15 protein-coding genes are annotated in these 18,343 nt (G+C 45.2%); 10 read left to right on the top strand and 5 right to left on the bottom strand.

The window, feature by feature from the left end; genetic code table 11:
* Positions 1-459 precede the first annotated feature (459 nt).
* Entirely contained in the window at positions 460-1,680 is a 1,221-nt protein-coding gene (gene arcA / locus L3Q72_RS12850) for an arginine deiminase (protein ID WP_275130331.1), read from the bottom strand.
* Positions 1,681-1,901: 221 nt separating this feature from the next.
* On the opposite strand from arcA, the gene rraB reads away from it, so the two are divergent.
* The 3 genes from rraB to L3Q72_RS12835 all read left to right on the top strand — a co-directional run bounded on the left by rraB (position 1,902) and on the right by L3Q72_RS12835 (position 5,411).
* On the top strand, positions 1,902-2,324 hold the full coding sequence (gene rraB, locus L3Q72_RS12845; protein WP_275130330.1) for a ribonuclease E inhibitor RraB: 423 nt from the start codon (positions 1,902-1,904) through the stop codon (positions 2,322-2,324).
* Between the two features lie 188 nt (positions 2,325-2,512).
* Positions 2,513-4,513, top strand: coding sequence for a methyl-accepting chemotaxis protein (locus L3Q72_RS12840; RefSeq protein ID WP_275130329.1), 2,001 nt, complete (start codon positions 2,513-2,515; stop codon positions 4,511-4,513).
* A gap of 112 nt (positions 4,514-4,625) precedes the next feature.
* On the top strand, positions 4,626-5,411 hold the full coding sequence (locus L3Q72_RS12835; RefSeq protein ID WP_275130328.1) for a hypothetical protein: 786 nt from the start codon (positions 4,626-4,628) through the stop codon (positions 5,409-5,411).
* 26 nt (positions 5,412-5,437) lie between these two features.
* Here the strand turns inward: L3Q72_RS12835 and L3Q72_RS12830 are convergent, their stop codons facing one another.
* Positions 5,438-6,343: a helix-turn-helix domain-containing GNAT family N-acetyltransferase gene (locus L3Q72_RS12830; protein WP_275130327.1), complete on the bottom strand. Its 906-nt coding sequence runs from the start codon at positions 6,341-6,343 to the stop codon at positions 5,438-5,440.
* A 97-nt stretch (positions 6,344-6,440) separates the two neighbouring features.
* The gene (locus tag L3Q72_RS12825) at positions 6,441-6,818 is read right to left on the bottom strand and encodes a PilZ domain-containing protein (protein WP_275130326.1); all 378 of its coding nucleotides are present in this window, start codon (positions 6,816-6,818) and stop codon (positions 6,441-6,443) included.
* 245 nt (positions 6,819-7,063) lie between these two features.
* Here L3Q72_RS12825 and L3Q72_RS12820 point away from each other — a divergent pair, with 245 nt between their 5' ends.
* Positions 7,064-7,732 carry an OmpA family protein gene (locus L3Q72_RS12820; protein WP_275130325.1) on the top strand — a complete coding sequence of 223 codons (669 nt, stop codon included), beginning with the start codon at positions 7,064-7,066 and terminating at the stop codon, positions 7,730-7,732.
* Between the two features lie 51 nt (positions 7,733-7,783).
* On the opposite strand, the gene L3Q72_RS12815 is transcribed toward L3Q72_RS12820, so the two are convergent.
* Entirely contained in the window at positions 7,784-10,921 is a 3,138-nt protein-coding gene (locus L3Q72_RS12815) for a DUF748 domain-containing protein (protein ID WP_275130324.1), read from the bottom strand.
* 187 nt (positions 10,922-11,108) lie between these two features.
* Here L3Q72_RS12815 and L3Q72_RS12810 point away from each other — a divergent pair, with 187 nt between their 5' ends.
* Together L3Q72_RS12810 and L3Q72_RS12805 are read left to right on the top strand one after the other, a co-directional pair.
* Positions 11,109-11,777, top strand: a complete 669-nt coding sequence (locus L3Q72_RS12810; RefSeq protein WP_342752136.1) for a DUF1007 family protein — start codon at positions 11,109-11,111, stop codon at positions 11,775-11,777.
* Positions 11,770-12,702, top strand: coding sequence for a nickel/cobalt transporter (locus L3Q72_RS12805; RefSeq protein WP_275130323.1), 933 nt, complete (start codon positions 11,770-11,772; stop codon positions 12,700-12,702). Before L3Q72_RS12810 ends, L3Q72_RS12805 begins: the two co-directional genes overlap by 8 nt.
* Before the next feature lie 55 nt (positions 12,703-12,757).
* On the opposite strand, the gene L3Q72_RS12800 is transcribed toward L3Q72_RS12805, so the two are convergent.
* Positions 12,758-13,660 carry a hypothetical protein gene (locus L3Q72_RS12800; protein ID WP_275130322.1) on the bottom strand — a complete coding sequence of 301 codons (903 nt, stop codon included), beginning with the start codon at positions 13,658-13,660 and terminating at the stop codon, positions 12,758-12,760.
* Positions 13,661-14,863: 1,203 nt separating this feature from the next.
* Here L3Q72_RS12800 and L3Q72_RS12795 point away from each other — a divergent pair.
* The 4 genes from L3Q72_RS12795 (at position 14,864) to L3Q72_RS12780 (ending at position 18,281) form a co-directional block, all read left to right on the top strand.
* The gene (locus tag L3Q72_RS12795) at positions 14,864-16,090 is read left to right on the top strand and encodes a M20/M25/M40 family metallo-hydrolase (RefSeq protein WP_275130321.1); all 1,227 of its coding nucleotides are present in this window, start codon (positions 14,864-14,866) and stop codon (positions 16,088-16,090) included.
* Positions 16,091-16,284: 194 nt separating this feature from the next.
* Complete coding sequence (locus L3Q72_RS12790; protein ID WP_275130320.1) at positions 16,285-17,136, top strand: N-acetylmuramidase domain-containing protein; 852 nt, start codon at positions 16,285-16,287, stop codon at positions 17,134-17,136.
* 23 nt (positions 17,137-17,159) lie between these two features.
* Complete coding sequence (locus tag L3Q72_RS12785) at positions 17,160-17,906, top strand: hypothetical protein (RefSeq protein ID WP_275130319.1); 747 nt, start codon at positions 17,160-17,162, stop codon at positions 17,904-17,906.
* Positions 17,907-18,050: 144 nt separating this feature from the next.
* Entirely contained in the window at positions 18,051-18,281 is a 231-nt protein-coding gene (locus L3Q72_RS12780) for a hypothetical protein (protein ID WP_275130318.1), read from the top strand.
* The last annotated feature ends 62 nt before the right edge of the window (positions 18,282-18,343 follow it).

Here is an 18,343-nt window from a genome sequence, read left to right as displayed (position 1 = left end):
TTCAGCGTTAAAGGTGGTGAGTAAATTGGTATTTATATTAGGGAGGAGAGGTGGAGTTAACCTTGCTGATTATCACAATATTTTTGGTTTAGTGTAGGGTATTCTGACGACCTGATAATCTGCTTTGATTTAAATATCACTTTATTTGGGTTGCTATGCTTGAATTTTATCTGGTTAAATTTTCGGGTTTTATTCAATGTTTCCCGGTTTGAATATAATTTAGCTAAGTATTCTTAGGAAAAAGAGAAAGCTAGTGCCAATATTTATGCGTATCATAGAGAATAAGTTTCAATCTGATTCCCTGCTATATGAATATTTTTGGAAAAATATTCATTTTATTCAGAGCAAAAACAGAAGTGACAAATTATCTAAAGTTAGAACCGGATCTAAATATAAAAAGCCACTGCAATATAAAAACATAACAGTGGCTTATTAATTGGCTTGTAAATATTTGTGGCTTTAAATTCCGTCTCTCTCTATCGGGCAACTCATACAGCGGGCACCACCCCGTCCGCGGCCCAGTTCGTTTCCGGGAATGGTCAGAACCTTAATGCCGGCTTTGTCATACTTTTCGTTGGTGTACACATTACGCTCGTACCCAATCACAACGCCGGGTTTCACTGTCAGCACATTGTTGGCATCGTTCCACTGCTCACGTTCCGCTTCATAGCTGTCTCCGCCGGTGGTGATTAGTTTTAACTGATCGACTCCCAGAGCCGACTCCAGAGCCGGAATATAGCCCGACAGTTGCTGCGCATTGATATCACCGTTCGCTTTTGGTGTCAGGTGCCAGGTTTCCAGATCATTGCGGATGATCTCAGGGTAGACCGAGAAAGTATCGGTATCGATATGCGTCATGACCGTATCAAGGTGCATACAGGAGCGGTGCTTTGGCAGGTTAAGGGCGATAACCTGTGTTGCCTGCCCGGTTCTGAAAAGGTTGGCTGCCAGATTTTCCACACCCTGAGGAGAAGTCCGTTCAGACATTCCAATCAGTACGGCACCTTTACCAATCACCAGTACATCACCGCCCTCAATATTGGCGTTGTCGTAGTGAAGATCTTCGTTACCGAAGTACTTGATAAACTCTGAACCGGCGAAGACCGGATGCCAGCGGTAAATGGCTCTCAGGTGGTTAGTTTCTCTCTGGCGTGCTTCTTTCATCATCGGATTGAGTGAAACACCGCCGTACACCCAGCAGGAGGTATCACGGGTAAAGAGATGGTTTGGCAGAGGCTCAATGACAAAGTCCAGCGGGCGGTGCATTTTAGGCTGCATCGATGAGGACTGAATCGGCAGCTCAGAATAGGCAAGGCCACCCAGTAAAATACTGGCCAGTTGCTCGTTATCCATCTCTCCCAGGTATTGTTGCAGCTCTTTTGCAAAGGTAGGGCCAAAGCGAAAATCAGAGATCTGGTTTTTAAGCAGCCACTCTTTTGCCTGCGGAATGGCAATGGTTTCCACCAGTAGATCATGCAGAAGCAATACTTCGACGTTTTGCTCTCTTAACGTCTGGGCGAAAATATCGTGCTCTTCTCCGGCCGCTTCAACGGCAAGCACATCATCAAAAAGCAGCTCCTGACAGTTTGAGGGAGTGAGGTGCGTAAGTGCCCGTTCAGGCCGGTGCAGAAGAACTCTTCTTAGCTGACCTACCTCAGAACCTACGTATAACTTACCCATTTTGTTTCCTTACATCTCTGTTCCATACATTCTTTATGACAAGTATGAAGTCGTTTATCAAGCATAGAAGCTATTATCATATGCTGAAAATCTGAAATTATCTTGTTGGATGCTGAAACAGCAATGATTATCCCGTTTGCAGGTGGCTTTTCTCTGCGATCCATGCGATATTTCACCGCGAGTTAAACATTCTTTCCTAGCTAACTATCTGGAGCACAAAAATGTCTCACGAAGATGAATACCTATCTGTTGAAGAACTCATTGCAATTCAAAAAGAGGATACCCGAGAAATTATCGCGGCTCTTTTAGAAGATGGTAGTGATCCAGACTCTCTGTACGAAATTGAGCATCACCTGTTTGCTGAAGATTTTGAAACTCTGGAAAAAGCTGTGGTTGAAGCTTTCAAAATGGGCTTTGAAGTGCTTGAAGCAGAAGAAACAGAGGATGAAGACGGTAATAAGTTTTTGTGCTGTGATGCCACTATGGAGTCAGCACTGAATGCTGAGGTGATTGATGCACAGGTTGAAAAGCTGGTTCATCTGGCTGAAAAGTACGACATTATCTACGATGGCTGGGGCACCTACTATGAGGGTGAGGACGCTATCTACGATGAAGAAGGTGATGACGAAGATTTAAGTGAGTAAACTATAACTCGTGTGTTAATCAATCTTTAATATCAATCTGGTACATTTGTACTTTGTAGCTAAGATCTTTAGTAAAAACTTATATTAAAACTTAGATCTTTTTCTAAACTGTCAGTAGGGCTTCTTTTTCAAGTTGGTGGGTTCTATATATTAGGGCCTGTTTTGCACTGAACCTTATTGAGGTAAAAATGTACCTTTCTTTAATTCAAAGAATTATTTTGGGTTTTACTGTCGTTATACTCTTTGTGATAGCGATAGGCACTTCCTCCTACTTCTCTCAGCTTAAGATGTCCCGGCAGCTTGAGCTTACCGCATCTACGTTAACTGAAATGCTGGATGACTCCAATGTTCTGATGCAGCATCTGCAAAATGTTAACCGTGCAATGCTGGTGCATGCGAACACTCAGGCTGAAGATAACCGAGCTCAGCTACGGGGTATTTTCGCCCGGTCCAGAACCTCATATGAACAGACCTTAGAATCACTTCGAAGCAAGCTTGATGCTTTCCCTGAGCTCGCTGATGCACTGACCCAGATTCAGGGAGGCGCGACTGCGGTTCTGGCAGATGCCGCTAAACACCTTGCCCTTCATGATCAAAGGATAGAGGCAAGAAATGTTTCTAAGGTGGAACTGGGGGCTTTTGAGGAGGAGTGGCTTTTCTTCCAGCAGGATATGCAGGATCTCTATGATGAAGCTCAGTCTGAAGAGATGCAGCAGATGGTCTGGGATATCGAGTATATTGTCACTCAGGGTAAGGGCGCTGATAGTTACCTTCAAAAAGTGCTGGCTGCCGCAAACAAAGAGCAGGCTCAGGCAATAGAGAGCGAGCTGATTCTGTATCTGGACCGCTTTAAAGAGAAGTCAGAAAGAATCATTAAGGGAATGCCTGACAGCGAAGATACTCTGAATGTGTATGTCGAGCTGCTGGAAAGAGCCGTTGCTAATCCTGACGGTTTGCTTCAGCGTCACCTTTTCTTTATTGGACTGAATGATCAGAGCGGCGAACTGCTTGGCTTAATTGCCCAGGAGCTGAATACGGTTATTGATGACTCAACAGAGCTTGCCGCTAAAGTCCGGGAAATATCTCAGCAGGCAGTGGTGACTGCAAAGCAGGAGTCAGCAGATGCTTTATGGCTGAATCTGCTACTTGTTATTGTTTCACTTGCCATCGCCATCGGTGTGGCCTGGACTGTGGTTGTTACCGTGCGTAAGCCACTGCAGGCGATTATCTGCAACCTGATGAGGCTGGAAAAAGGTGACCTTACCCAGAGAATTGATATCGATTTCCGTTCTGAACTTGGCCAGATTGGCCTGCATGTAAATCAACTGGCCGACCAGCTTTCCAGCCTGATCTCTAAGGTTCAGGAATCGGCACGTATGCTTAGCAGTGTGGCTGGAGAAAGCCAGCAGATGAGCCAACAGATGAGTAAAGATGTCGGTGAACAGCAAAGACAAACCGACTCCATCGCCACGGCTGTTACTGAAATGGAACATGCGGTGCATGAGGTGGCCTCTCACGCAGTGGAAACCAGCACTGAAGTGGATGGTGTGGTTCAGCTTGCCGGCAGCAATATGCAGAATATGCAGCAGAACCTGACCTTTGTCACTGAGCTTCAGGCGTCACTGACAGATGCGACCGGCGTGATTCAGGGGCTGTCTGCAGAGTCGGAACAAATCGGTGAAATACTAAGTGTAATTCAGTCTATCTCTGAGCAGACAAACCTGCTGGCACTGAATGCAGCAATTGAAGCGGCACGTGCCGGTGAGCACGGCAGAGGCTTTGCTGTGGTGGCTGACGAAGTCCGTTCGCTGGCGACCAGAACCCAGCAGTCTGCCGATGAAATCAATACCATGATTATCAGCCTTCAGGATAAGTCTAAGCAGGCAGTAACCATAGTTGAGTCAAACCTCGGCCATGCTGAGCAGTCGGTGGAACAGACCAATCAGACCTATGAAGCCTTGCAGCATATGGTTGACACAATGAAGAAAGTGAACGATATGAGCCGCTCAATTGCGACGGCTTCTGAAGAGCAGAGCGCTGTTGCGAAAGAGGTGGCACAGAATATCGTTGGTATTTCAGATATGGCGACCAATATCGATAGTGACTCCAACGAAGTGGCGCGAAACAGTGAGTCACTGAACAGTCTTTCCAGCGAACAGACTGAGCTGGTGTCTCAGTTTAAGATTTAGAACCTCCGTTGTTACCAGATCATTTTTCAGTGCACGAATGCTGAAAAATGATCTGGATCAATTCCTGTATTTGTCCTTATAATAGCCAAAATCAAACAACTTCCAGGATTTTATGCAGCTATCACTGGCCGGATATTGGCAAATCTCTCCGCTTACTGACTTAACCGTACCTCAAAATGATATTTTTCTTCCTGCACCATTAAGTGCGGCTTTGCCTTCTGAGCTGAGCGAAGAGGGGATTGCAGAGCAGGAGTGGCACCTGATGCACGATATTGAACTGGATGACGCCATGCTCTCATACCCTGCCATTGACCTGATTGTTGGTGGTATTGATTACTTCTCTGAAGTGCGTATTAACGGTGAAGCGGTATTTGACTGCGACTCAACCCAGCTCAGTTACCGGAAGGATATTAAACGTTACCTTCGTCCGGGGAGAAACCGCTTTGAGATCCTTTTCTTAGAAGCAGACGAGGACTTTTTGCTGGAGGACGAGGTTGCCTGTCCGCTGGGGCTGGCTCTGCCAAAGAAGCGGGACAAGCGGATGGGAGTCTGGGAAGCGCCGTTTCTGCACTTTGTGAATAATGTGCGGCTGGACTATATCTCCACAGAGCAGATTTGGCATCAGGGTGGCGGATGCGAGTTCCGGGTGGATCTCTCTTATCATATCTATTCTCCCGGTCTTGTTTCTGCCCGGGTAAAATTTAACGGCATGACCTTAACCATGCCGCTGGATCTGCGCAGCCAGGAGAGTAGCGCCCTGTTTCAGGTAGATGCTCCGCTTGCATCAACCGCATCTGACTCCGGCTATTATCTGCTGGAGGTTGAGCTGGACGGGCAGAAAAGGACGCTGCAAGTGGAGTTGAGTCCGGAGAAATGTGTGTCGCATTATCCGGCTTAGGTTGAGCTTTCTAGCTATCAGCTGCTCTAAAGCTCTTTCAGCATCCTGACTTCGCAGTCATTATGCCCGGTATCACCAAGCTGCTGCTGGATTTGCTCAAAACCAAGCTTTTTATATGACTCAACTGCTTCTGACAGTTTATCCGTCGTCTCAAGATAGCACTGTGTAAATCCCTGCTCACGGGCAAATTTAAAGCACTTAAGTGCCAGTGTGCGTGACAGGCCTTTACCTCTTAGTTCTGGCAGGAAGTACATTTTTTGCAGCTCGCAGATGCTTTCTTCTCCTTTAAGAGGTGCAACTCCGGCACCGCCTAAGATACGGCCATCCTGCTCAATAACCCAGTAGCGGGACTGTTGCTGGCTATAGGCCTGGCTCAGGTTATCTAAGTGAGGATCTGCTACGCTAAAGCCCTTATCAGCAGTCAGTCCGTATTCTGCGGAAACATTTCGAATAACATTGGCAATGATCTTGTCGTCACCCTCAGTCAGCTCACGGATGGTGTACTCTTTTTGCAGTCTGGCCGTGCGCATCGCTTTGTTATAACGGATCAGGCTTTGCTCAAGCATGATCAGTTCATCGGCATCAATTTGATCAATGATGTCCTGATTTTTAGCATCTTTGTGCGCATTAAGCCTGTCTACCGCTTCTTTACCTTTCGCTGTTAGTCTCGCGATATGGATCCTTTTATCATTGGGAGCGGAAATGGTTTCTGCCATTTGTTGTTTGGAAAGGTTTGAAATTGTCCGGCTGGCATTGGACTTATCGATTTTTAGTTTTTCGGCCAGATCGGTGACAGAGCATGGCTCAATATCAAGTTCGATAAGGGCGTGGATTTGCACCGGAGGCAGGCTAAGATCACCAAAGCTGGTTTCCAGCATGCCGAGCTTTCTTACTAACGTCCGTGATAACTGGCGAAGGTTTTTAGGATTCATTTTTGTTCTCAAATTTTTACAACAAGCTAACAAAAATTGTACCGTACTTATCATAGGAAAATATAGTCATAGATAAGTACGGCGAACAAAAAAGTTTTTAACTATTTAATTTATATGGTTGTAAATTAGATCCCGGATAGACATCGGGATATTTTTCAGTAAGGTGATGGCGCTCTTCGGTCATTCTCTGCTCAGAGATACCTTTTGATAACTTTATCGCAACCTCTCCGCCGTGTTGCCTTAGTGCAACGCCTTCAATTTCTACATCTTCGTCGTCAAGAAAATGGACAATACCTGAAACTTTTACTCCTAAAGAGACAGGTTCGGTACTTCTGAACAGCAGACGCATGCCAAGCTCTGATATTTCGCAAACCTGAAAAGTCTGTCCAAGCATTTCTACGGATGGCCGGTCAGAATTAGGGTAACGCAATCTGTAAAACATACGCCTTTCCTGCATAGGTAAACTATCTCTCATAAAAACCTCCAGGATAAACTGAGTTACTAACAGGTATATCAATACCAGATACTGCAAGTATAGATAACTCTATTTAGTATTGCGTGTTATAGAAATGCGAATGTGATGCCATTTTTTTTCTGAAAAATCATTTTTATCAGGTTAAGAATTGTATGAATACCTAAATGTCCTCTTGTAACCAGCAGGAAAGCCACTACATTTGAAAGAGAGTATTCAAATCACAAATAGAATAAGTGAGGGACCAAGTGAAAAAGTCACTGATTTTACTTTCGGCAATTATTGCAGTGTCTGGTTGTCAGTCTACGCAGCGTCAAAATGCAACAACCGGGGAAATGGAAACAAATTCAACCACTAAAGGGGCGCTTATCGGAGCGGTATCTGGTGCGATTATTGGGGTCGCTACCGGGGATAATGCTAAGGAACGCAGAAAAGGAGCCCTGATTGGTGCTGCTGCAGGTGGGGCTGCAGGTGCTGGTATCGGTTACTATTTTGACCAGCAGGAAGCGGCACTTCGTGAAGAGCTGCTTAACTCGGGTGTACAGGTACGCCGTGTTGGTGAAGACCAATTAGTTCTGATAATGGAGAACGGAATTGGTTTTGCCACTGACTCTCACCTTCTCGATTCCGGTATTTTTAACACTTTAAACGGTGTAGCGAAGATTCTGGTTGAGTACCCGGAAACACAGCTTGTGATTAAGGGACACACAGACAGTACAGGCAGCGATTCGTACAATCAGACGCTTTCTCTGAAGCGGGCTGAGTCAGTAAGGTCGTATCTGATTGGACAAAACGTTGCGGTGAACCGCCTGACATCAGTGGGCATGGGTGAGAGTTCGCCTATCTGCTCAAACAGTACTGTACAGGGAAGAACCTGCAACCGTCGTGTTGAGATTAGTATTCATCCAATGAATTAAACTTTATTGCTGCAGAGCCGGTTTCCCGGCTCTGTTATTTCTTATTCTTGTTTACCCTGCATCCAGGGTCAGTAGCGCCTGACTCTGTTCCTTCTTCAGTTCAGTTTTGCTATCCAGAATAAATATGCGGCCCGGTTCAATCTCATTTCCGACCAGGAAGGCTTTTACTGCCTGAGCCCTGGTTTCAGCAAGAGAGCCGAGATCATGCTCAGAGATTTCCTGAGCGTTTAGCAGTTGGTTATACATGCCGATATTGAGCAAGGTAGTCACCTGCTCCTGATCGATTTCAGCTCCGGCTTCGGTTGATTCCAGTACTTTCTGCTCTGCCTTTGCTCTCTCTGCTGCGAGATCTTGTTTCAGCTCCTGAGTAAACAGCTTCTCTAAGGCCAGAGTGAGAGGTCCCGACTGCGGGATCCGGCTGGCGGTCAGATCTTCAGGCAGTTCGGTCAGGCCGCTTTCGGTCAGCAGTTTTTTCTGCAGGCTCATTTCTGCAAGAGCGCGGCTGTCATCTGCCGGGAGTACTGAGCCTTCAACATTCACTCTTAGCTGAGGTCTGGACTGTAGCGCTTTGGCCAGCTTTTCAAGACGGTTTTCGCCAGCGCTGTTTAATGTGGCAATGCCTGGATCGAACTCGATAAAGTTAAGCTCTTCCTCGCTGCCAACCAGATTTGATAGCAAAGAGAACGGCGCCGTTACCGCTTTAGTAATGATGTTCACTATCGCCTTGGCAACAATTCCGCCAATGCTGAACTCTGGGTTTTCAGTATCGCCAGCCACCTCAAAGCCAAGATCAATAACTCCGTTTCGGTCCTGAAGCAGAGCGATAGCCAGCGAAACAGGCAGGCTGGTGGCAAGTTCAGATTCGCTGCGTTTACCAAGCTGTAATTGATCAACAAGGATATGGTTTTTGCCTTCCAACTGGTTCTGTTCAAGGCGGTATTTGATATCCAGTGAGAGCTGCCCCTTATCGATATAGTAACCGGCATAGGTTCCTGAATATGGATTTACTGAAGTGAGCTCGGCACTGTCCAGTTTAAAGTCCAGGTCAAGATACGGCGGCTGAACCAGCGGGTTAACCTCTCCGGTTAGGGAGATTGGCGCATACTTATCAATTTTACCTTTCAGGTCCACTTCAGCCGTGGTTCCTGGTGTAGAGGAGAGCTGCTTAATATAACCTTCAAGATTGTGAATACCTGAGGCAAAGTTTGGTTTCAGGGCTTCATCAGAGAAAAATGCTGAACCATTTACGATCTCTATCTTATTGATATTCATGGCAAGGCCGGACTCGTTTCCGGCGCTCTGTTCAGGCTCTGCTTTGGCTGTCGTTTCAGAGTCGGTTACTGCTGCTTCATTTTGCTCCGGAGAGTTTTCGGAAGCCGCAGGTTCAGATTTCACAACCTCACCAATATTGGTGCGTTTATCTTCTGCAATTAACACCTTGGCGTAAGGCTGGTTAAAGGTAATGGTGTCGATATCCAGAGAGTTACCCTGCTGATCAAACTTCACTGAATTGACCGACATTGCCTGCCACTTCACCAGAGGCTCATTTTTCAGAGTATCTTTAATCAGCAGATTATCGATACTTGCCCGGCCATTGTAGGTTGCTTTGCCTTTGCTATTGGCACTGAAATTACCTTCTGTGCTTGTAGTGCCGCTGTCCAGTATCAGATTGAGGTGAGGATCCAGATAGGGCTGGAACTGTTTCAGATCCAGTTTAGTCAGTTTAATTGAACCGTCAGCACTTTGGTTACTGGCATCCAGTTTACCCTGACTGCTGAACTGGCCCAGTTGCTGTTGTGGCTTTTGGCTGGTATCTGAGCTAACGCCAAGATCCAGTTTATAGTCAAGCGGCTGGCTAAGATCGCTGATCACTTTTCCTGTGCTGATATTCAGAGGGTAAATCCGCCAGTGAACGCCCTGGCTGACAAACTGCTCCTTCAGGTGGATGTCGGTATTTGCCATCTCAAAAGCGTTCAGTTTGACCAGCCATGCTTCTTCATCTGCCTTATCCGCTTCTGGTTCCGCTGCCGCGGCTTGTGTGGATGGGCCTGCTTTTGGTGTAAAAAGATCCGCAAGATCAACGCCGTTATCGCTCAGCTTAGCGTCCGCCCATAAGTCTGAGAGCTTAATCCCGGCGACGTTTACGTTTTTCTCCGAACTGCTTAGCTCAATGTCATTCACTTCAAGCTTTTCTGTTTTCACTTTCGGCGTGTCGTTATGCACAAACTCCAGTCCGGAAAGTGAGAAGTGGCCTTTTTCGCTACTGAAGTTAAACAGTTCACCTGCCTGTTTCAGGTGATACTCAGTTGCAAAGTTCACTTCCCCTTTGTTTAGCTCGGCTTTTATCAGGTTGTCAGACAGAGGCCAGAATGGCGCTAGCTGAACACCGGTAAGGTTAAGTTTCCCTTTTGCTTCAACAGGCTGTAGCTGGAACTGACCTTCAAGGTTTAACTGGCTCTGATCTGCCCCGGTAATGGCCAGTGTATAAAGGTTGGCAGAGCTATTCAGTACCGGAGGATTTGCGCTGCTTTGCTGTAGCTCTGGCGTGCTTAGGGTAAATTCACGGGTGCTGAGGTTATTCAGCGTAAAGCCGATATTCTTGTACCCAAGCCTGGCTCCGGTAATGTTATCGCTGAAGTTAAAGCTAGCCTGCTGGATTTCAATACTGTGTGCAATTAGCGGGAAAACTTCTGCGGATGTCTCCTGTGCCGCCTGGCTATCCTGATCCGGGTTCTCAGCCTGCTGCTTAGCCATATGGTTAAGAATGCTGCTGAAGTTAAACAGGGTTTCAGAATCAGAGGTGCTCAGACGGGCAATACTGATGTCCGGCTGGCTGAGAGTGAGATGATCAATTACAGGTGCCAGCGCAAAAATGCTTTGCCAGAAGTTAATTTCCAGCTCTAATTGTTTCAGGCTGACAAAGCTGTTTGCTTGTTTCTGCTCTGCAATACTGAAACCGTCAACCCGGACTCTTAATATGAAAGGATTGATCGCAACCTTTTCGATTCTGACTTCTCTTCCCGTTAGCTCTGTCAGCTTTTTTGGGGCCTGAGACTGAATAGCCGCAGGAAGAGCCAGGCCAACAATGATGGCATAGAAGGCATAGGTCATGACTAAATAAGAAGAGATTCTTACTATTCTGGGTGCTGATTTAAAGCGGCTGATTAAGCGGGCAACTGTCGTTTTCATACTAAAGCTCTCACCGGTAAAGAGATATTTTTTGTATCAATAACATAGTTCTAACTTATCTGATGTCTTTGTATTTCTCCAGTAAATAGTATGCGGTTTTGTTATTTATCCTTATGGCGAATTTTTGATTTGTTGCTGTTGTTATAATATAACGGCTACATAAATTTTAGTTTGGTTGCTATTTCCAATGTATATGCGTTCTTTACTTCGCTGTTTTCTGCTTTTTTTGCTACTTATCCCGGGAGTGGTTTCTGCTCACCCGCACTCCTGGATTGACCTGAAAACCTCGATTCAGGGTACAGAAAAAGAAATTACCGGATTTCGGATGGAGTGGACTTTTGATGCCATGACTTCGGTTTATATGATTGATGGCGCTGACTTATCCGAGGCAAACAGAGAGGCCTCGCTGCAGAGCATTGCCGATGAAATGCTGACCAATATGCTGGGCGATCACTACTTTACCTACTTCTATAACGGCGAGGATCCAATCCGCTATAAGCGTGGCAGGAATGCTAAGCTGTCTATGCACCGTGGTAAGGCGGTGTTTTCTTTTGATCTGCCCTTATCACAACCTCAGCCTCTGACTGCTTCATCTATTAAGCTGCTTATCTTTGAGCCTAGTTACTATGTTGATATGTCGTGGAAAGAGACAGAAGATGTGGTGCTGTCCGGTGCTCTGGCTAAGAGTTGTAAACTAGAGCTTGTTGAACCTAATCCAACAGCGGAGCAGATGAGTTACGCGCTATCACTGCCAATGGATGCCGACCCGGATAATACGCTAGGGCAACTTTTCACCCAGAAGGTGATGTTTAATTGTAAAGGTGCAGAAAATTTATCCGGAGGCAGTGGTGAGTAACGCAGGTTCTGCAAATGCGATAAAAGGATTTTCGGCTATTTTAGTTCTGACCGGACTGGCTTTTGGCGGATATCTGCTCTGGCAGTCATGGCCCCAGATCCTGCTTCACAGCATGAAGTGGCAGAAGGAAATTAATGCAGAGTTAAGCGAACTGCTCTATGAAATTAAAGAGCAGAGTCTGATAGCAGGTGTGTATCTGGCAGGGTTAAGCTTTTTGTATGGCGTGCTGCACTCGGTGGGGCCGGGACACGGTAAAATTATAGTCACTACCTTTTTGGCAACGCATCCGGCTAAGATAAAACATGGTCTGATATTAACCTGCCTGTCGGCGTTAATGCAGGCGCTGGTGGCGATTGGTCTGGTGACGTTTCTGCTTTTAATTTTTGGAAATTCTATGCGGGATGTGACCAGTAAGGCGGATCTGTTTATTAGTGCCAGTTTCCTTGCCATGTGCGCGCTTGGGGGCACAATCATCTGGCGGACATCTAAGATCCTGTACCGGCATAAGAAAAATGCCCGTCACGCAGCTCCCACTTGTTGCAGGCATCATCACCATAGTGTCTCGGCTGCTGATATCAACAGTGCCAGTAACTGGAAATCCTACGCAGGCATTATAATCAGTATAGGTATCCGTCCCTGCACCGGAGCTATCATGGTTCTGATGTTTTCCCATATTACCGGTATTTACTGGGTGGGGGTTGTCAGCGCTATTCTTATGGCTGTTGGTACAGCAATCACCACTTCAACTATTGCTCTTCTGACTGTATCAGGAAAGAAAATTGTCCGGCGCTATCTGGCGGCGAAAGCGCGTAGCCATCATTTAGCCGGAACCGCTCTGCAGTTTGTTGGCGGGACTTTGTTGTTTACCCTTGGAGTTATTTTGCTTAGTTCCAGGAGCGTCAGTGTGGCGCCTTTTTTAATGTAAAAAGCCATCTGCATTGCAGATGGCTTTAACAACTTAAGAATAGCAGGGATTGGGATTACTTGATTGTAACGCCCAGAACAAATTCCATTTCGTTGTTGTCACGGCTGTTTGTAGATGTAACGCCAGCTGTGTTTGTGTAATCCCAACGAACAACTTCGTAAGCAACAGCTGCTTTCAGCGTGATGTTGTCATTAAGAGCGTTAGAGTAAGATAGCTTAGGCTCTACGTGTGCATAAACGATAGTTTCTTCAGTATCTGGAGTGTAGTAAGCTTCAACATAGTTTTCTACGCTGAAAGTCAGACCAGAACCCAGAGGAAGAGAGTAAGTCAGGTAATCTTCTGTACCTGCCTGGTAGTCATACTCGTTTTCTGATGAATCGTAGTAGTTGAAGTTGTACCATGCAAGGCTTAGGCTCCAGTTATCAGAAAGGTCACCGTCCAGGTAGAAGTTAGTTTCTGCACCGCTTAGGTTTTTCAGCTTGTTGCCGTCTTTGTCGCCAACCTGAGCCCATAGTTCAATGCCAAGAGAAAACTCTTTACCCGCAATCTCAATACCTTTGTCGAAGTAAGGAGCAATGATGTACTGGTTCTGAGACCATGAATCGCTGTTATCAGTTGCGTTCCATGCTGCATCGTAACGGTACAGGTAGTTGATAGATGCATCAAAACCTGCGAACTCACCAACGCTCTGAGCGATACCGAACTGAGTATCCCAACCTTCAGTGCGAGCTTCACTAGGCTCACTGGTGTAATCTTTATCTATGTCGAAAAGGAAAGTATTGCTTTCGCTTAGCTTGTATGAACCTTTACCGATTGTCCATTCAGTTTTTTCAACACCTGCATCGTAGTCGTTTACTGTTACTTCACTGGTTAGTGAGTTTAGTTCGCCTGCGAATGCGCTTGCGCTTGCCAGTGACATACCCACTAGCAGAGCGACTGTTTTTTTCTTCATTTCCATGATGTGTAACTACCTATCTGTATTAATTTAGGCGTGTTTTATCCTATTTCTGCTTTTATTTTGTTTTGGCAGAAATATATAAATAAATATCTATGGAGGACTGAATTTAAAAAACAGGTCTATTTAACTGATAAAAATCAGGTGCACGAACCCAGCACTTAAATTAAGTGAAAGGTAAATAATGATGCAAAATTGTTAATCAGGTTAAAATAAATGTTTAAGCCAGTCCATAGCGTATTTTCAGATAAAGCACGTTTGAAAAAAAATATTAAATCACCTTGGTGAAAGAATGGTTTTGTTATTAGGGCTTGCTATTAACAAATATATCTGTAACCAAAGATTGCAGAGATGCTATCAGTAAAGCTTATTGATTGCTATAGTTCAATAAAACCGCGATATGCGTGGAGTAATTGACTACGTTTAGTTTTAATGGTGGTTGATTATGCTGTTTTTTAACATTTGGTTCTGTATCAATCGCTACTAAATGACCTCAGACCAGTATAAGTAAAAAAGAAATTTTAAAAAATATTACAAAAAAATGGTTTGTTCGATTGATTATTGAGCAATTTATCGATTGCTTGCTTGTTTAATGAACAGTCAGTTGAGCTTGGTAGGAAATAAAGCTCGCATGGTTTGATTATTTATTGAACTCAGTTTTTATCTTTTTATGCGGGTTTTGTATTAAGCATAAATATAGACAGGTAAAAATTACTTTTGTTCAATAAATATGAATATAAAGTTAAAATAATAATATCCTCTTGTTTTGTGTTGAGTTTATGGGTTGCTATTTTTACTGCAATTCCTATGGGGATTACCGCTCCGAAGTAATTGTTATAATGCTGAGCTTAAATGTAGGCTTTTGAGCTCTGAACTAAAAATCTTCAATGTTGGATTTAGCTTATGACGGGATAAATCCTGTGTACAGCTAATAGAGTAATTGGATCATGATGATCTAAAAGCCTGTTTAGCTGTACAAAGTGCAATACCCACAGAAGCTGTATACACAGGCAGTCAATATTTATGTACGGCAGACAATCAGAAAAGATGACAAATTGATGCGATTTATGCTTATTCAGGCTTGAAGTTAAGTCTGACAAGGCTTAGGTTAACGGCATTCTTTTTCCTGTGGGTTTCTGCTTCAATTCGTTGCAACAGAAATACCGTAGGTAGCATTACACTTAAAGATAACAAAAGAGCGAAATAATGAGTTTAGAGAACAGCACAGAACAAAAAACAGCCTGGCAGAGCGCTATGCCAGAAGGTCAGTTTGAATTTATGAAAAAGGTACTGGCTTCACCTTCTCCAATTGGTTTTGAGGCAGCCATGAGCTACGGCGTAATCAAGCCGGAGTTTGAATCCTTTATGCCACAAGGCTGGGGCGTTCACCAGTTTAAAGGCAGTGCAGGCCTGGTATTTGACTCTCACCCTGGCCGTGATGATCTGGTTAGCGTAATGATCGTTGGTCACGCTGACAAAATCCGCATGCAGGTGCGTAAAATCGATAAAGACGGTAAGGTGTGGATCAATACAGACTCTTTCCTGCCAACCACTCTGATTGGTCATGAAGTAAAAGTATTCTGTCAGGATCCTGAGCAGGTGGGCAAGTTCAAAGTAATCGAGGGCTGTACTGTTGAAGCCCTTGGTGCGATTCACTTCTCAACTCCGGCACAGAGAACCGGCGAACAAGGCATTAAGCCTGAGTCTATTTATCTTGAACTGCACACTCATGGCGAAGGCCGTAAAGAGCAGGTAGAAGCTTTAGGTCTGCGCCCGGGTGACCCGATTCTTCTTGACCGTCCAATTAAGCGCGGTGTTTCTCAGGATACTTTCTATGGCGCCTATCTGGACAACGGTCTGGGCTGTTTTTCTGTAACTGAGATTGCACGCTTAGTGGCAGATGAAGGCCTGGATAATGTTCGCGTTCTTTACACTATTGCGACCCATGAAGAGATTGGCCGTTTTGGTTCAGCGCAACTGGTGGGCGAACTGAAGCCGGATGTACTGATTGCGACAGACGTAAACCACGACTACGAAGCTGCGCCAGGTATTGGTAGCCGTAACATGAACCCTCTTAAGATGGGCGAAGGTTTTACCATCGGCCGTGGTTCTGTAACTTCAGAATATCTTGTACAGTCCTTGGAAAAGGTTTGCCGTGAGCTGGAAATTCCTTACCAGTTAGACTTCTCTGGCCGTGATATGGGTACAGATGGTATGGCAGCAGCACTTGCCGGTGTGGATAGCGCAGCAATCACAATCGGCTACCCAATCCGCAATATGCATACTTCTTCAGAGTCTGCACACACAGGCGATCTGCTTGGTTCTATCCATGCGCTTGCTGGACTTTTGCGCCAGTTTAACCAGCAGAATGACGGCAAGGGCATCACTCGTGATGATCTTAAAAACAGCCATATTCGTCTGGATCATGCCTAACCTTCAGTTTGCTAAATAAATTGTCAGGGGCGCTTTATGCGCCTCTGTTTTTTTATACCTAAATAAGTGTCTTAGAGTTAATACTCGTAACATTTTGTCTCACCTCCCTTTCACTCTACTAATCAAAGGCTTCTAATCTTAACTTATACCAATCCTGGCAATAATTTAATCAGATTATCTGAAAAGGAGAGCGTATGGATTTTAAGAGTAAAAAAGCTAAGCAGCTCATTACTGAAGAGGCGTATCTCAACGCAGCTGAAGATCTGAATTGCGATGTGGCTGCGATAAAAGCTGTCGCAGACGTTGAATCCAGAGGGGATGGTTACCTGAGCGACGGACGCCCTAAGATTTTGTTTGAGAGGCATAAGTTCCGCAACTATACCAACAGCCGGTTTGACGAGAATTACCCTGATATTAGCGGTTTCAGAGGTGGCTATTTAGGTGATGCAGCAGAATATGACCGGTTATCTAAAGCCATTCAGCTCGACTGTGAAGCCGCATTAAAATCAGCTTCCTGGGGACGCTTTCAGATAATGGGGTTTAATTATGCTGTCTGTGGTTTTTCCGATATAGAGTCATTTGTCGAAGCTATGGTGGAGTCAGAAGACCGCCAGCTTGAAGCCTTTATCAGTTTTGTCGAAGGAAACAACCTGGATCGCCATTTACGTTCTCACAACTGGGCCAGATTTGCCCGGGGTTATAACGGCCCAGGTTACCGGGAGAATAATTATCACACCAAAATGGCCAGGGCTTATGAAAAGTACGCCAGTGAGCCACGTCCTTCCCGGCTTGTTTCTCTGGCAGGAAATATATCGCAGGCCGATTTTCAGGTTGATTCTGTGAGAGACCTTCAGAGGGCGCTGGATTTCCTTGGTATATCGCCGGGCGTGATAGATAACCAGATGGGGCCTAAAACATGTTCAGCAATCAAAACTTTTCAGCGTTTTGCTCACCTTCCCCAAACCGGTGAGTATGAAAGCTCACTTCGGGCGGCAGTGCAGTCGGCCTATTACATGATGAAAAACTTTGAACTGTTATCGGATTAATCACTAATTGATGAGGACTGATTATGGCTCCTTTACTGGCATTAGCAGCAAGCCTGATTCCTTTGGTTGCAGATGTGGCTCCGCCTCTGGTACGTTTTCTTGTTGGAGACAAAGTGGCTGATACTACGAAAAAAGTCTCGGATACGGCAGAGCTTGTTGCTAAAACCATAGAGAAGATCACCGGTGCCAAAATTACCGGTGAAAATGTAAATACAGAACAGGAAATAGAAAAGTTAAGACAAAAGCTGAGAGAAAAACCGGAACTGAAAAATCAGTTATATATTGAGCTATCACGCATAGACCTGGAGCTGGAACGTATCGAGCTTGAAAGAGATAAAGCATTTCTGGCCGATATTCAGAATGCACGCAGCACAGCCATAGAACGCCTGAAAGTTGGTGGTAGTGACAAGCGCGCCAATGTGATGCTGATTTCCGCGTTTGTTGCGGTCGTTGCTATTGTTGCCCTGCTGGTTATTCCGCTTGGGCAGGAAATTCCAGCTGAAGTTGTAGGCTTTGTTATAGGTATCGGAGGTATGTTTGCCCGGAATATCGGTTCAGCTTTTGACTTTGAATTTGGATCTTCTAAGGGCTCCCGGGAGAAGGACGACAAACTGCAATTACAGCTTCTTGAGCTTCAGCAGGCAAGTCGTGAGCGGGTTGCAGATAAAGCTCAGGAAATTGAGAAGCTTTCTGCTTTTGTGGATGCATCCAGATCGCCAAGTGCCGGTAGTACAGCCGAAAAGCTACGGAATGCTATAGGGTCAAGCTAGCCTACCGAGCTCAGGCAGAAGCAATGCCATATACCAATGTCTAATTTTTACACAATAGTAATAAGCTCATTAAAAAAGAACCATGCTGTGAACTATGATTGGTAGTAGGAGAACCACAATTGTTGTGGGAAAGGCAGGGTAGCAATGCATAAATTACGGAAGATATTTTTACTGGTGGCAATCAATGCCGTTTTATGCGGCACTGTTTTATTGGTGTTTTCCCACAACACAAACTCCTACGAGTCCTGCGTGGATACCTTCTATACCAGTTTCTCTGAAGTTGCCGACCCGAAGATGAGAAAAGAGATAGCCCAGAGCCAGTGTGATGTGCTGGTGGATAAGGGGAGGATTTCTCCGCCGGTGGTGGCGCATTGAGGTTGATGTTTATTCACACTAAAGTTAGCTATATAGCTAACAATTAGGTTTTTTAGCCATAA

The sequence above is a fragment of the Vibrio sp. JC009 genome (assembly GCF_029016485.1).
Taxonomy (GTDB): Bacteria; Pseudomonadota; Gammaproteobacteria; order Enterobacterales; family Vibrionaceae; genus Vibrio.
The sequence above is the reverse complement of the archived record's forward strand: the minus strand, read 5'-3'. Positions and strand labels throughout refer to the sequence as shown.